Here is a 13,168-nt window from a genome sequence, read left to right on the forward strand (position 1 = left end):
GCGCCTGCCCGTCAGGCGCCGGCATTCCATGACCGGAGCTGAATCCCCCCTGGCGCCCGAGAATGCGGCGCCTTCCCGCGCCGAAGGCGATGGCACGCCGGTCGTGATCGACCAGGTGGCTCTGGCGCGCCTGTACGGCGAGCCGCTGTTCGCCCTGCCGCAGGACCTGTACATCCCGCCCGATGCGCTGGAGGTCTTCCTCGAAGCCTTCGAAGGGCCGCTGGACCTGCTGCTGTACCTGATCCGCAAGCAGAACTTCAACATCCTCGACATCCCCATGCTGGACGTGACGCGCCAGTACATGAGCTATGTCGACGAGATCCGCAGCCGCAATCTCGAGCTTGCGGCCGAGTATCTGCTGATGGCGGCCATGCTCATCGAGATCAAGTCCCGCATGCTGCTGCCGCCCAAGAAGCAGGAGGACGGCGAGGAGGCCGAGGACCCGCGCGCCGAACTCGTGCGCCGGCTGCTCGAATACGAGCAGATGAAGCTGGCCGCCCACCAGCTGGGCCAGCTGCCCCAGTACGGACGCGATTTCCTCAGGGCGCAGATCCATATCGAGCAAAGCCTTCAGCCGCGCTTTCCCGATGTGGACGTGGCCGAGCTGCAATCGGCCTGGCGGGACATCCTCAAGCGCGCCAGGCTGGTGCAAAGCCACAAGATCACGCGGGAAGAACTGTCGGTGCGAGAATACATGAGCCAGGTGCTCAAGGCCCTGCAGGGCCGCCGCTTCGTCGAGTTCGAGACCCTGTTCCAGCCCGAGAAAGGCTCCACGGTGCTGGTCGTGACCTTCATTGCCCTGCTGGAGCTGGCCAAGGAAACGCTGATCGAGATCACCCAGGCCGAAGCCTTCGCGCCCATCTACGTGCGCCTGGCCTATACACCCGTCTGACGGCAGCGCTCGCCTGCATGCGGCACGCCGCCAGCCCTCTCACCATGACATACAGCGTCAAAGAAATCTTCTACACCCTGCAGGGCGAAGGCGGACAGGCCGGCCTGCCTGCGGTGTTCTGCCGCTTTGCGGGCTGCAACCTGTGGACCGGCCGCGAGCAGGACCGCGCCAGCGCCATCTGCCAATTCTGCGACACCGACTTCGTGGGCACGGACGGCACGCTGGGCGGCAAGTTCGCCAGCCCCGCCGATCTGGCCGAGCGCATCGCGGCCCAGTGGCCTGCCGATGATCCGGCCGAGGCCGGCCGCCGCCTCGTGGTCATCACGGGCGGCGAGCCGCTGCTGCAGCTGGACACCCCGCTGATCGACGCCCTGCATGCGCGGCATTTCCGCATCGCCGTCGAGACCAATGGCAGCGTGGCAGCCCCGCCGGGCATCGACTGGCTGTGCGTCAGCCCCAAGGCCGGCGCTCCCTGGGTGCAACAGCAAGGCCAGGAACTCAAGCTGGTCTGGCCCCAGAACGGATTCGATCTGGACACCATGGCACGCACCGGCCGGTTCACCCACCGGTTCCTGCAGCCCATGGATGGCCCCCAGCAGGCCGCCAACATCGCCACCTGCATAGACGCCTGCATGCGCCAGCCCGTCTGGCGCCTGAGCCTGCAGACCCACAAGATCAGCGGCATCCGCTGATGCCCCGACCGCCAGACATGTTGTTCACCATTTCCCAGCGCTTCTTCTTCGATGCCGCCCACACCCTGCGCCGCGAGATCGAGGCCGAGGGCAGCCGCCGCATACACGGCCACACCTACCACGCCGAGGTCTTCATGACCGGCCAGCGCGACCCCGCCACCGGCATGGTGCTGGACCTGGGCCTGCTGCGCCTGGCCCTGGCCGAGGTGCGCGAGCGCCTGGACCACCATATGCTGGACGAGGTACCCGGCCTGGGCATCCCCACGCTGGAAAACCTGTGCCTGTTCATCGCCGAATCCATGCCCGAGCCGCTGCGCCAGCAGGTCACGCGCGTGCATGTCTGGCGTGAAGCCCTGGGCGACTCCTGCGTGCTCGAATGCGCGCGGACTGCCTGATTCCCCACTCTCCCACGGACCCCCGACCATGTTCCGCACCCTGCTCAAATCCAAGATCCACCGCGTCAAGACCACGCAATGCGAGCTGCACTACGAAGGCTCGTGCGCCATCGACGAGGACCTGCTGGACGCCGCCAACATCGTCGAGAACGAGCAGGTGCACATCTGGAACATCGACAACGGCGAACGCTTCGTCACCTATGCCATCAAGGGCCAGCGCGGCACCGGCATGATCTCGGTCAACGGCTCGGCCGCACGCCGCGCGGCCGTGGGCGATCTGCTGATCATTGCCTCCTTCGCCCAGGTCCATGAAAAGGATGTGGCCGAGCACCAGCCCCGGCTGGTCTTCGTGGACGAGGCCAACCGCCAGGTGGAGCTGCGCCACCACGTGCCCACGCAACAGCTGTGACCTCCCGCGCAGTGTGACAATCGCGCGATGACTCAATCGCTTGCCGCCCGCAGCCTCGCGGCTGTGTGGCACCCCTGCACCCAGATGAAGCGGCATGAGGCCGCCCCCCCCATCGCCATCGCCCGCGCCCAGGGCCCCTGGCTCCACGACATCGACGGGCGGCGCTATCTGGACGGCATCAGTTCCTGGTGGGTCAACCTGTTCGGGCACAGCCACCCCTATATCCAGGCCGCACTCACCGACCAGCTGGCCCGGCTCGACCATGTGATGCTGGCCGGCTTCACGCATGCCCCCGTGATCGAGTTGTCCGAGCGGCTGGGCGCGCTCACAGGCCTGGGCCACGCCTTCTACGGCAGCGACGGTGCCTCGGCCACCGAGATCGCCCTCAAGATGAGCGCGCACTACTGGCGCAACCTCGGCCGTCCCGGCAAGAGCCGCTTCGCAGGCCTGGCCGGTGGCTACCACGGCGAGACCGTGGGCGCACTGGCCGTGACCGACATTCCCATCTTCCGCGAAGCCTATGCGCCGCTGGTGCGCCTGGCCGACACCGTGCCCAGCCCCGATGCACGCGGCGCCCGGCCCGGCGAGAGCGCGGCCGACACGGCCCGCCACGCCGCCGAGGGCCTGCGGCAATGGCTGGACCAGCACCACGAGACCACGGCAGCCCTGATCGTCGAGCCGCTGGTGCAGTGCGCGGCCGGCATGGCGATGCACGACCCCGAGTACCTGCGCCTGGCGCGCGCCCTGTGCGACCGCTACGAGGTGCACCTGGTGGTGGACGAGATCGCCGTGGGCTTCGGCCGCACCGGCAGCATGTTCGCCCACCAGCAGGCCGGCATACGACCGGACTTCATCTGCCTGTCCAAGGGCCTGACGGGGGGCACGCTGGCCCTGTCGGCCGTGCTGACCACGGAAGCGGTCTACGCGGCCTTCTATGACGACTCGGTCGCGCGGGGCTTTCTGCATTCGCACTCCTACACGGGCAACCCGCTGGCCTGCCGCGCGGCGCTGGCCACGCTGGAGCTGTTCGATCAGACCGATGCCATCGCGGCCAATCTCTCGCTGGCACAGCGGCTCGATGCCGCCTTCGCGCCGCTGAACCAGCACGGCCGCGTGCGCCACGCACGGCGCCAGGGAATGATCTGGGCCTGGGATGTGCAGACCCCCCTGCCCGACTTCTCGCGCCGCTACCACGCCGCCGCGCTGGAGCGCGGCCTGCTGCTGCGCCCCATCGGCAACACCCTCTACGCCATGCCGCCCTACGCGCTGGACGCAGAGGCCGTGCAGCACCTGGCGGCCAGCGCCCTGGCCGCGCTCGAAGACACCCTGGCCCAGGAGGACAAGGCATGAACGGCACACCCACCCTGGGCTGCTTCGTCACCGGCACCGACACCGGCGTGGGCAAGACCCTGGCTTCGTGCGGCCTGCTGCACGCGCTGTCGCGCCACCATGCCCGCGTGGTCGGCATGAAGGCCGTGGCCGCGGGCGCCGAGCCCGACGGGCACGGCGGCTGGGCCAACGAGGACACGCTGGCGCTGCGCGCCGCCTCGACACTGGCCGTGCCGCCCGCGCTCGACAATCCCGTGCTGCTGCCCGATCCCATGTCGCCGCACATCGCCGCGCGGCGCGCGGGCCGCTCCATCGAAATCGCCCACATCGTGGACAGCTACCGCCGCCTGGCCGCACAGGCCGATGCCGTGGTCGTCGAAGGCGCGGGCGGCTTTCTCGTGCCGCTGTCCGACCGTCTCACGGGCGCCGACCTGGCGCAGGCGCTGGGGCTGCCCGTGGTGATGGTGGTGGGCCTGCGCCTGGGCTGCCTGAACCACGCTGCCCTGACGGCCGAGGCCATCCGCGCGCGCGGCCTGCGCCTGGCCGGCTGGATCGCGAGCCGCGTGGACCCCGACATGCTCGTGCCCGAGGAGAACATGGCCTGGCTTGAGCAGCACCTCCAGGCACCGCTGCTGGCCGACATTCCCTATCAGGCCACGCCCGATGCACGCGCCATCGCCTACACCCTGCCGAAGGAATGGCAATGAGCGGCTCCTGGCTGGACGACATCCCCGCGCGCATCGCCGAACTCGACGCCGCCCACCTGCGCCGGCGCCGCCGCGCCACGGCGCCGCTGCAAGGCGCTGCCAGCGGCGCGCACATGCAGGTCGACGGCCACCCCATGCTGGCCTTTTGCAGCAATGACTACCTGGGCCTGGCCGGCCATCCCACCCTGGTGCATGCCGCCTGCGCGGGTGCCCAGTCCTTCGGCGTGGGCTCGGGCGGCTCGCCCCTGGTCAGCGGCCACAGCACGGTCAATGCCGCGCTGGAGGAGCAACTGGCGCGCTTCGTTCAGCTGCCACGCGCACTCTACTTCTATGCAGGCTACGCGACCAATGCAGGCATCGTGCCGGCCCTGGTCGGCGCCGGCGATGCACTGTTCTCCGACGCACTCAACCATGCCTGCCTGATCGATGGCGCGCGCCTGTCACGTGCCCAGGTGCACCGCTATGCCCACGCCGACCTGGACGATCTGGCCACGCAACTGGCCGCCTGCACGGCAAGGCGCAAGCTGGTCATCAGCGATGCCGTGTTCAGCATGGACGGCAACGTCGCCGACATCCGCGGCCTGCTGGCGCTGTGCGAGCAGCATGATGCGCTGCTGCTGCTCGATGACGCACACGGCTTCGGCGTGCTCGGACCGCAGGGCCGGGGCAGCCTGGCCGAGGCCGGACTCACGGGCGCGGGTGCCTCGCCGCGCGTGCTCTACATGGCCACCCTGGGCAAGGCGGCCGGCGTGGCCGGTGCCTTCGTGGCGGGTAGCGACATGCTGATCGAGTGGCTGCTGCAAAAGACGCGCAGCTACATCTTCGCCACCGCCGCGCCGCCCATGCTGGCCAGCGCACTGCAGGCCAGCGTGGCCCTGATCGAGGCCGAAGACGACCGCCGCGAGGCCCTGGCCGAGCGCATCGCCGAACTGCGCGCGGGCCTGGCGCCGCTGCTGGCGCGCACGGGCTGGCGTCTGCTGCCCTCGCGCACCGCCGTGCAGGCCCTGGTCATAGGCTCCAACGCCACGGCGCTGGCCGTGATGGAAGGCCTGCGCCAGCGCGGCCTGTGGGTGCCCGCCATCCGCCCCCCTACCGTGCCCGAAGGCACGGCGCGGCTGCGCATCGCGCTGTCGGCCTCGCATACGCGCATCGACGTGCAACTGCTGCTCACGGCACTGGACGAGGTCTCGCGCCTGGCCCGGCCCCGTTCCTGATCCCCCCATTCTTTCCACCGAACCGGAGACATCCATGCCCCATCTCTATGTCGAATACACGGACAACCTCGCCGGCCTGCCCGGCCAGCAGCTGCTGACCGAGATCAACGCCTTCGTCTGCGGCCACCCCAGCATCCAGGACGAGGCCGACGTCAAGGCCCGCCTGCTGCCCGTCAGCCAGTTCGAGATCGGCACCGCACCGGCCAACCGCGGCTTCGTCCATGTGCAGCTGCGCCTGCTCGCAGGCCGCACCGACACGGCCAAGAAGGAGCTGTCCGAAGGCATCGCCGCCGTGCTGCGCCGCCTCACGCCCCAACCGGCCGGCATGCTGGTCCAGCTCAGCGTGGAAATCGCCGACATGGACAAGGCCAGCTACTTCAAGGGCCGCCTGTAAATCCTTGCCCGCTACAAGCACCCGCGCACGCTGCGCGCTCTGCCTGCGCCCCGCGCGCACCTGCCTGTGTGCCCTGGTGCACCCGGTACCGCGCCGGGTGCAGTTGCTGCTGCTCCAGCATCCCGAGGAGGTGTTCCAGGCCAAGGGCACGGGCCGGCTGCTGCACCTGTGCCTGCCCGCCAGCCGCCTGGCCGAGGGCGAGGCCTTCGACGCACAGGCCTTGCACGCCCTGCTGCACGCCTCCTGGCAATGCGGCGACAGGCCACGCCAGCCCGTGCTGCTCTACCCGGCGACGCCCCATGGCGAGCAGTCGGGCCTGGCGGCACCCTCGCCCTGGCCGCTGCCCGCCCCGGGCCCCGAAGGCCTGCGCCTGATCGTGCTCGATGCCACCTGGCGCAAGAGCCGCAAGATGCTCTACCTCAACCCCTTGCTGCAATCGCTGCCGCGCCTGGCGCTCGACGATCTGCCTCCTTCACGCTACGGCACGCTGCGCAAGGCCCATGCGCCTGGGCAACTGTCCACGCTGGAGGCCGCTGCCTGCGCACTGGAGCAGCTGGACCCCGCAGGGCCGTCGCTGCGGCCGCTGCATGAGGCGTTCGGCGGACTGCTGGCCATGCATGCCGCACACCGCCCGGCAGTCAGCCCATCACCGCATCCAGCCAGCCCCGCAGGCTGTTGACAAAGGCCCAGCCTTGCACGCGGGGCAGCTCATCGAGCCGCACGATGCGCTCGGCCACACGCCCCTCGTCCAGCGCCACGGCCCGGCCCACGCCGGGCAGCAGGCCGCAGGACAGCGGAGGCGTGACCCAGCGGCCGTCGAGCAGGACCGCGACATTGCCGCGCGTGCCCTCGGTGATCTCGCCGTCCTCGTTGTGGAGCACGGTATCGAACACGCAGGCATCCACGGGCTGCAGCGCCTCATAGTGCGCACGCCGCGAGGTCTTGAAGCGCACCCATTGCCCGCGTGCCACCGCGTTGGCGATGGGCCGCTCGGCCAGCGCCAGCCGCACCGGCGTGGCCGAGGCAGGCAGCGCCACGGCCTGGGTCTGCACCCGGCCTGCGGCATCCAGCGCCAGCCGCACGCGCCAGTCGCCCTGGCCATGGGCCTGGCGCAGGCCCTGCAGCGCCTGCTCCAGCGTGGCATCGGCGCAGGGCCGCGCGAAATGCCGCGCCGCCTCCCGCATGCGTGCCAGGTGGCGCTCCAGGTTCACGAAGCCGCCGTCCCGCAGCGCCAGGGTTTCCAGAATGTCGAAGTCCGTATCCGCCATGGTCTTGCGCCCTTTCACACCTTGTCCAGAAAAGCCCGCTTGTGGCGCCACTCCTGCCACTCGGCAGGCGCCTCGGCCCCCGAGGTGATGCCGCTGCCTATGCCGCAGCGCAGTTCGTCGCCGCGCGCCACCACGGTGCGTATGGGTACGTTGAAAGTGGCGTGCATGCGCCCCGGCGCGCTGCCCGGCCGCACCACGCCCACGGCGCCGCAGTACACACCGCGCGGGCCGGGCTCCAGTTCGTGGATCAGCCGCATGGCCTGGCGCTTGGGCGCGCCCGTGATCGAGCCACAGGGAAACAGCGCCGCGAACACGTCGGCCAGGCGCGTGCCGGGCCGCGTGCGCGCCTGGACATCCGAGGTCATCTGCCACACCGTGGGCAGGGGCTCGGCGTGGAACAGGCGCGGCACCGTGACGCTGAATGGCTCGGCGATGCGCGAGACATCGTTGCGCAGCAGGTCCACGATCATCACGTTCTCCGCGCGCTCCTTGGGCGAAGCGCGCATGGCTTGCATATTCGCCTCGTCCTGCTCCGGCGTGGCGCCGCGTGGCGCCGTGCCCTTCATGGGCCGCGTGAGGATGCGCTCGCCATCCCAGTCGAAGAAGAGTTCGGGCGAGACCGACAGCACCTGTTCGTCGCCGCTGTCCATGCAGGCCACGTAGCCGCCGGGCTGGGCGCGGCGCAGCGCGGCGAACAGCGAGGGGACGTCTCCCAGCAATCGCCCCCGCATCTGTGCCGTGTAGTTGATCTGGTAGCAGTCACCGGCCGCGATGGCCTCGTGGATGCGGGCGATGGCGGCATCGAAGTCGGCCCGCTCCAGCCCCGGCTGCCATTGCGCCAGCGCGCCCGTCCCAGACACGCCATCGTCCGCAGGCCACGGCAGCGGGCCATCGAAGACGGCGAACCAGGCCAGGGGAGCGCCGGGCGGCGTGGCATGCAATGTGCCGGCATAGGCCGCATCGAAGGCGGCGGCCGCCTCGTAGCGCAGCCAGCCCAGGCACCATCGGCCGGCTTGCGCCGCCTGCTGGACGGCATCGAGCACACCGCGCACCTCGTCCGGCGCATGGGCCGTCAGGTGATGCAGCGGCAGCCCGAAGCCATGGCGAAGCCGGGCGGCCGATCCGTCATGGGGGTTGGGAAAATCGATCAGGAACTTCACAAAAACTGCCGTCAACGCTTGCTGTACTTGTGCCGGGCGCTATTCATGGCATAGCAGCCAAGGGACGCTGGCCGCCCAGTGTAGGGCCTGGAGCGCAGCGGCAGGCAGGCGCCCCGCGACCACCCTGGATGCCGGGGGGACATCCATGAAAAAAGCGCCCCGAGGGGCGCCAAACCAAGCGTCCGGGGGGACGCTTTCCACCAACAGGCCCGGCGGCATGCCGGGCCCATATCCATTCACTTCTGGGTGACTGTCTGCTGGGTTTCGAGCCGGGCCACGGCTTCACGGTAGGCGGGGCCGCTGCGCAGTTGCTGGTAGCGGGCCAGGCCACGCTGGTACTCGGCAGACTGGTAGCCGATTTCACGGTCGGCCGAAGGCGAGGGCAGGTAGGTCATGCCAGCCTGGTGCCACATCTCGAGGTCGGCCAGCACTTCGGCGCGGCTCAGGCCGGCGGTGTTCGAGGAAGCGGGAGAAATGGCTTCTTGGGCCATGGCAGTGCCGGCGAGGCCCAGGGTCAGGGCGGCCAGTGCAGCGGAGAGGGTACGCATGTCAGATCCTTTCAGAAGGCCGGTCGGCGAACAATTCCTCGCGGCATGGCTGAACTATGCGGCACCGCAGCAATCGGTGTCTGTGCGTTTTCTCACGCGTTTGCCCATCTGCCAGAACGGAACGGAAAAAGACCGTTTCGCAGCCGACAACAATTGCGGCCGCGCCCGCTCAACGCGCTTCTTCGAGCAGCACGCGCAAGCCCTCGACATGACAGATGCGCAAGTTGCGGCCCTCGCGGCGCAGCAGCCCCAGGCGCACCAGACGCGCCATCTCGCGCGCCACCTCCTCGCGGCTGGTGCCCAGCAGCAGGGCCAGGTCGTTTTGCCGGGGCGCAGGCGCCAGAAGGGCCTGCCCCTGCTCCACCCCCGCGCGTTCGGCGCGCTCCAGCAACTGGGCATGCAGACGGCTGCGCACCGTCAGCGTCCCCAGGTTGACCATGCGCCGCGCCAGCGCCACGACCAGATCGCTGAGTCGGCCGATGAAGGAGCGCAGCACCTGGGGCTCGTTCATCAGCAGCGTTTCCACGTCCTCGTGTGCCAGCGAGGCGACGAGGCTGGGCTCGGCGGCCTCGACGACCAGGGGAATGCCGCTGCAGTCGTTCTGCTGCTGGGGCAGCCCGCCGAAGAACACGCCCTGCGTGATCTCGCCCAGCGTCAGCCCCCGGCCGCTGGGGGCGTAGCTGCTCACGCGCAGGCCCCCATGGACCAGCATGTAGAGCCGCTGGTCGGCATAGGCGCCTTCCAGCGTCTGGTGCACGGCCAGATGCTGCCAGCGGCATTGCGCGGCCAGCTCGGCCAGGCGGTCGTCGGGCAGGCTTTGCAGCACATGGACATGGCGAAGGCCCTGCCAGGCCACCGCGGGAACATGCGGCGAAACAGGTATGGAGGCAGTCATAGGGCAACAGTGAGGGGGTGCGTCCGCAGGGTCTGCCCGACCCTGGCATCTGCCACGGGAATCACAGCATAGCGGCATCGCCCCGGCCAATGCCTGGGCCACACGGATACCCCTGTCCTCCCAGGGCCACGGCGCCACCGTGAGGAATCGACAAGCCCGTGGCATCGCCGGGACAGCTCAGGGACAGGTGGCCGGCGTGCGCATCGCATAGACTCGCGGCAATTCCATCCCCCTGAGAGCGCCCCATGACCCAAGCCCCCGTCACTGCCGGCACGCCCTACGGCACCATTCCCCCCGCCTCGCCGCTGCCCCAGCGCCGCCCCGTGAGCCTTCCCCGCCTGGCGCAGATGCGCGAGGCCGGCGAGAAGATCACCATGGTCACCGCCTACGACGCCACCTTCGCGGCCGTGGCCGATGCGGCCGGCGTGGAATGCATCCTGGTCGGCGACTCGCTGGGCATGGTCTGCCAGGGCCTGCACAGCACGGTGGGCGTATCGCTGCAGGACATGTGCTATCACACGGCCAGCGTGGCGCGCGGCCTGCACCGTGTGCAGGGTACGGCCTGGCTGATCGCAGACATGCCCTATGGCAGCTACGCCGAAAACCGCGAGCAGGCCATGCGCAGCGCCTGCGCGCTGATGCAGGCCGGCGCCCACATGGTCAAGCTCGAAGGCGGCGGCTGGACCGCGCCCACGGTGCAGTTCCTGGTGGAGCGCGGCGTGCCCGTGTGCGCCCACCTGGGTCTGACGCCCCAGACCGTGCATGCGCTGGGCGGCTACCGCGTCCAGGGCAAGAGCGACGAAGGCGCGGCCACGCTGCGCCGACACGCACTGGAGCTGCAGGACGCAGGCGCCTCCATGCTGGTGCTGGAGATGGTGCCTGCCCAGTTGTCGCGCGCCCTCACGGCCGAGCTGCCGCACTGCCACACCATCGGCATCGGCGCGGGCAGCGGCACGGCCGGCCAGGTCCTGGTGCTGCACGACATGCTGGGCGTGAACCTGGGCAAGATGGCGCGCTTCGTGCACAACTTCATGGAAGATGCCGGCAGCGTCAAGGGCGCCTTCGAGGCCTATGTGCAGGCCGTCAAGAGCGGCAGCTTCCCCGACGACAGCAAGCACGCCTGGTGAGCCGGTTCACCGCGCCCCGTTTTTTTCGCCTCCGTTCCCGTCTTTCCATGCAAATCGTCCACTCCATCGCCGACCTGCGCGCCATCCTGGCCAACAAGGGGCGCCCTGCCTTCGTGCCCACCATGGGCAATCTGCACGAGGGCCACCTGTCCCTGGTGCGCACCGCGCGCCAGCACGGTGACATCACGGTGGCCAGCATCTTCGTGAACCGCCTGCAGTTCCTGCCCCACGAGGATTTCGACAGCTACCCGCGCACCTGGGACGCCGACTGCGCCAAGCTGCGCTCCGAGGGCTGCGATCTGCTGTTCGCCCCGCGCGAGGCCGACCTCTACCCCGAGCCCCAGACCTTCAGGATCCAGCCGGATCCCCAGTTGGCCGACATGCTCGAGGGCCACTTCCGCCCCGGCTTCTTCACGGGCGTGTGCACCGTGGTGATGAAGCTGTTCTCGGCCGTGTTCTTCGCCAGCGGCGGCGGCACCGCCGTCTTCGGCAAGAAGGACTTCCAGCAACTGATGGTGATTCGCCGCATGGTCGATCAATTCGCCCTGCCGGTGGACATCGTTGCCGGCGATACGGCACGTGCCGAGGACGGCCTGGCGCTGAGTTCACGCAACGGCTACCTGAGCAGCGAGGAGCGCCAGCAGGCCCTGGCCCTGTCGCAGGCCCTGCAGCAACTGGCCCAGGCGGCCCGGGCGGGACAGTCGCCCCTGGCCGAGCTGGAGGATTGGGCCATGCAATCGCTGGCCGCCCAGGGCTGGGCGCCCGACTACCTCACGGTGCGCCTGCGCCGCGACCTGCAATCGCCCGCCGACGGGCAGCAACTGGCCAGCGCGCCGCTGGTCGCCCTGGGCGCCGCGCGCCTGGGCAAGACGCGCCTGATCGACAACCTGGAGTTCTGATCCAGCGCAAGGCGCCCCCGGCCATGGCGGTCCAAGCTGGATGCCATGGCCAAGAAATTTCCCATCCACCCCGCGCACCCCGAACGCACCTGCTGGGGCTGCGACCGGTATTGCGCCAGGGATGCCCTGGCCTGCGGCAACGGCTCGGACCGCACCCAGCATCCCGTGGAGATCTTCGGCGACGACTGGATGGAATGGGGCCTGCCGCCCGAGCCCGCGGCGGACAGGGTCCCCGCCATGAACGGCACGGCGAACTGAATCGGCCGGCCGCCCTCAGGCCTCGGCCTGCACCTCGGCGGCCAGTGCCTCGACCAGCCATTGCACCTCGGCCACGGCCGGACGGTGCAGGGGCAGCAGGACATGCACCTGGAACGGAATCGAAAAGGCCAGCGGTCGCACCACCAGTTGCGGGCCCGCGCAGGCACGCGCCGTCAGCGGATTGACGATGGCCACGCCCAGGCCATGCTGCACCATGGCGCACACGGCCACGGCGCTGTGGGTCTCCAGGTGCAGCTGGCGCTGCACGCCGGCCTGCTCGAACACGGCATCGATCTGCTGGCGGTAGGGATCATCGCGCGCCAGGCTGACAAAACCCTCGCCCGCGAAATCAACGGCCCGCAGCACTTGCCTGGCGACCAGCGGATGGCCGGCAGGCAGCACGGCCACTTCGTCCATGGGGGCCAGTGCCAGCGCACGCGTGCCCGGCGGCGCCTCCGCCAGCTCGGCCAGGCCCAGGTCGTGGCGCTGGGCGGACATCCACTCCTGCAGCAGTGGCGCCTCCTGCGTGGCCACGCTGACGGCCACCGGTCCATGCCGTGCCCGCAGCCGTGCCAGCGCGCCCGGCAGCAGCGCATGGCTGAGCGCCGGCAGGCACAGCACGCCGATGCGGGCCTGGTGCGGCCGGCCCAGGGCCAGCGCATGCTCGACCACGCGGTCCAGGCCCTGCCAGCTGCGCTGTACCTCGGCCCACAGGGACAGCGCGCGCGCCGTGGGGCGCAGCCGGCCCTGGGCGCGCTCGAACAGGGCGTAGCCCAGCAGACCCTCCAGCCGCGCCAGCTCGCGGCTGACCGTGGGCTGGGAACTGAACAGCATCTGCGCCGCAGCCGTGGCACTGCCGCTGAGCATCAGCGCGCGGAACACCTCCAGATGGCGATGGGAAATGCGCGGCTCGGTCGAAGCCTGTCGGAGATCAGGGTCTTGCATGCTTCAAAGCATATCCAAATCAAATAGACACCCAAA

17 protein-coding genes are annotated in these 13,168 nt (G+C 69.8%); 12 read left to right on the forward strand and 5 right to left on the reverse strand.

The genetic code is table 11. The features are described from left to right. The first annotated feature begins 28 nt into the window (after positions 1-28). Genes L1Z78_RS22340 through L1Z78_RS22380 form a run of 9 tightly spaced genes read left to right on the forward strand, consistent with a single transcriptional unit; the run spans position 29 to position 6,711 of the window. A complete protein-coding gene (locus tag L1Z78_RS22340; protein ID WP_234638531.1) occupies positions 29-892 on the forward strand; it encodes a segregation and condensation protein A in 864 nt (287 codons plus the stop codon). Positions 893-936: 44 nt separating this feature from the next. Next, entirely contained in the window at positions 937-1,584 is a 648-nt protein-coding gene (gene queE, locus L1Z78_RS22345; RefSeq protein ID WP_234638532.1) for a 7-carboxy-7-deazaguanine synthase, read from the forward strand. Between the two features lie 17 nt (positions 1,585-1,601). Next, positions 1,602-1,979 carry a 6-carboxytetrahydropterin synthase gene (locus tag L1Z78_RS22350; protein WP_234638533.1) on the forward strand — a complete coding sequence of 126 codons (378 nt, stop codon included), beginning with the start codon at positions 1,602-1,604 and terminating at the stop codon, positions 1,977-1,979. A 28-nt stretch (positions 1,980-2,007) separates the two neighbouring features. Beyond that, complete coding sequence (panD, locus tag L1Z78_RS22355; RefSeq protein WP_234638534.1) at positions 2,008-2,388, forward strand: aspartate 1-decarboxylase; 381 nt, start codon at positions 2,008-2,010, stop codon at positions 2,386-2,388. Between the two features lie 27 nt (positions 2,389-2,415). Further along, positions 2,416-3,738, forward strand: coding sequence for an adenosylmethionine--8-amino-7-oxononanoate transaminase (gene bioA, locus L1Z78_RS22360; protein ID WP_234638535.1), 1,323 nt, complete (start codon positions 2,416-2,418; stop codon positions 3,736-3,738). Beyond that, positions 3,735-4,424, forward strand: coding sequence for a dethiobiotin synthase (gene bioD, locus L1Z78_RS22365; protein WP_234638536.1), 690 nt, complete (start codon positions 3,735-3,737; stop codon positions 4,422-4,424). The genes bioA and bioD overlap by 4 nt, the downstream gene beginning before the upstream one ends. Then, positions 4,421-5,638, forward strand: coding sequence for an 8-amino-7-oxononanoate synthase (gene bioF / locus L1Z78_RS22370; RefSeq protein ID WP_234638537.1), 1,218 nt, complete (start codon positions 4,421-4,423; stop codon positions 5,636-5,638). Before bioD ends, bioF begins: the two co-directional genes overlap by 4 nt. A 34-nt stretch (positions 5,639-5,672) precedes the next feature. Then, the gene (locus L1Z78_RS22375; RefSeq protein WP_234638538.1) at positions 5,673-6,032 is read left to right on the forward strand and encodes a 5-carboxymethyl-2-hydroxymuconate Delta-isomerase; all 360 of its coding nucleotides are present in this window, start codon (positions 5,673-5,675) and stop codon (positions 6,030-6,032) included. A 4-nt stretch (positions 6,033-6,036) separates the two neighbouring features. Further along, on the forward strand, positions 6,037-6,711 hold the full coding sequence (locus L1Z78_RS22380; protein WP_234638539.1) for a tRNA-uridine aminocarboxypropyltransferase: 675 nt from the start codon (positions 6,037-6,039) through the stop codon (positions 6,709-6,711). Here L1Z78_RS22380 and L1Z78_RS22385 read toward each other — a convergent pair. The 4 genes from L1Z78_RS22385 to L1Z78_RS22400 form a co-directional block, all read right to left on the reverse strand. Next, entirely contained in the window at positions 6,671-7,318 is a 648-nt protein-coding gene (locus L1Z78_RS22385) for an aminotransferase class IV (RefSeq protein WP_234638540.1), read from the reverse strand. The two genes, L1Z78_RS22380 and L1Z78_RS22385, sit on opposite strands and share 41 nt — an antisense overlap. Beyond that, a complete protein-coding gene (gene pabB, locus L1Z78_RS22390; RefSeq protein WP_234638541.1) occupies positions 7,315-8,460 on the reverse strand; it encodes an aminodeoxychorismate synthase component I in 1,146 nt (381 codons plus the stop codon). The genes L1Z78_RS22385 and pabB overlap by 4 nt, the downstream gene beginning before the upstream one ends. A gap of 236 nt (positions 8,461-8,696) precedes the next feature. Next, on the reverse strand, positions 8,697-9,008 hold the full coding sequence (locus L1Z78_RS22395) for a DUF4148 domain-containing protein (protein WP_234638542.1): 312 nt from the start codon (positions 9,006-9,008) through the stop codon (positions 8,697-8,699). Between the two features lie 169 nt (positions 9,009-9,177). Continuing rightward, entirely contained in the window at positions 9,178-9,903 is a 726-nt protein-coding gene (locus tag L1Z78_RS22400) for a Crp/Fnr family transcriptional regulator (protein ID WP_234638543.1), read from the reverse strand. 245 nt (positions 9,904-10,148) lie between these two features. Between L1Z78_RS22400 and panB the strand changes: the two genes are divergently transcribed. Genes panB through L1Z78_RS22415 form a run of 3 tightly spaced genes read left to right on the forward strand, consistent with a single transcriptional unit; the run spans position 10,149 to position 12,187 of the window. Beyond that, positions 10,149-11,030 carry a 3-methyl-2-oxobutanoate hydroxymethyltransferase gene (panB, locus tag L1Z78_RS22405; protein WP_234638544.1) on the forward strand — a complete coding sequence of 294 codons (882 nt, stop codon included), beginning with the start codon at positions 10,149-10,151 and terminating at the stop codon, positions 11,028-11,030. Between the two features lie 47 nt (positions 11,031-11,077). Next, the gene (panC, locus tag L1Z78_RS22410) at positions 11,078-11,929 is read left to right on the forward strand and encodes a pantoate--beta-alanine ligase (RefSeq protein WP_234638545.1); all 852 of its coding nucleotides are present in this window, start codon (positions 11,078-11,080) and stop codon (positions 11,927-11,929) included. Positions 11,930-11,974: 45 nt separating this feature from the next. Next, complete coding sequence (locus L1Z78_RS22415) at positions 11,975-12,187, forward strand: DUF3079 domain-containing protein (protein WP_234638546.1); 213 nt, start codon at positions 11,975-11,977, stop codon at positions 12,185-12,187. Positions 12,188-12,202: 15 nt separating this feature from the next. Here the strand turns inward: L1Z78_RS22415 and L1Z78_RS22420 are convergent, their stop codons facing one another. Beyond that, entirely contained in the window at positions 12,203-13,132 is a 930-nt protein-coding gene (locus L1Z78_RS22420) for a LysR family transcriptional regulator (RefSeq protein ID WP_234638547.1), read from the reverse strand. Positions 13,133-13,168 lie beyond the last annotated feature (36 nt).

Source organism: Delftia tsuruhatensis, assembly GCF_903815225.1.
Classification (GTDB): Bacteria; Pseudomonadota; Gammaproteobacteria; order Burkholderiales; family Burkholderiaceae_C; genus Comamonas; species Comamonas tsuruhatensis_A.

What these genes read in the sequence shown, in the direction of transcription:
- L1Z78_RS22340 (WP_234638531.1), top strand. Translation starts at nt 29, where the DNA reads ATGACCGGAGCTGAATCCCCCCTGGCGCCCGAGAATGCGGCGCCTTCC.
- queE (WP_234638532.1), top strand. Translation starts at nt 937, where the DNA reads ATGACATACAGCGTCAAAGAAATCTTCTACACCCTGCAGGGCGAAGGC.
- L1Z78_RS22350 (WP_234638533.1), top strand. Translation starts at nt 1,602, where the DNA reads ATGTTGTTCACCATTTCCCAGCGCTTCTTCTTCGATGCCGCCCACACC.
- panD (WP_234638534.1), top strand. Translation starts at nt 2,008, where the DNA reads ATGTTCCGCACCCTGCTCAAATCCAAGATCCACCGCGTCAAGACCACG.
- bioA (WP_234638535.1), top strand. Translation starts at nt 2,416, where the DNA reads ATGACTCAATCGCTTGCCGCCCGCAGCCTCGCGGCTGTGTGGCACCCC.
- bioD (WP_234638536.1), top strand. Translation starts at nt 3,735, where the DNA reads ATGAACGGCACACCCACCCTGGGCTGCTTCGTCACCGGCACCGACACC.
- bioF (WP_234638537.1), top strand. Translation starts at nt 4,421, where the DNA reads ATGAGCGGCTCCTGGCTGGACGACATCCCCGCGCGCATCGCCGAACTC.
- L1Z78_RS22375 (WP_234638538.1), top strand. Translation starts at nt 5,673, where the DNA reads ATGCCCCATCTCTATGTCGAATACACGGACAACCTCGCCGGCCTGCCC.
- L1Z78_RS22395 (WP_234638542.1), bottom strand. Translation starts at nt 9,008, where the DNA reads ATGCGTACCCTCTCCGCTGCACTGGCCGCCCTGACCCTGGGCCTCGCC.
- L1Z78_RS22400 (WP_234638543.1), bottom strand. Translation starts at nt 9,903, where the DNA reads ATGACTGCCTCCATACCTGTTTCGCCGCATGTTCCCGCGGTGGCCTGG.
- panB (WP_234638544.1), top strand. Translation starts at nt 10,149, where the DNA reads ATGACCCAAGCCCCCGTCACTGCCGGCACGCCCTACGGCACCATTCCC.
- panC (WP_234638545.1), top strand. Translation starts at nt 11,078, where the DNA reads ATGCAAATCGTCCACTCCATCGCCGACCTGCGCGCCATCCTGGCCAAC.
- L1Z78_RS22415 (WP_234638546.1), top strand. Translation starts at nt 11,975, where the DNA reads ATGGCCAAGAAATTTCCCATCCACCCCGCGCACCCCGAACGCACCTGC.
- L1Z78_RS22420 (WP_234638547.1), bottom strand. Translation starts at nt 13,132, where the DNA reads ATGCAAGACCCTGATCTCCGACAGGCTTCGACCGAGCCGCGCATTTCC.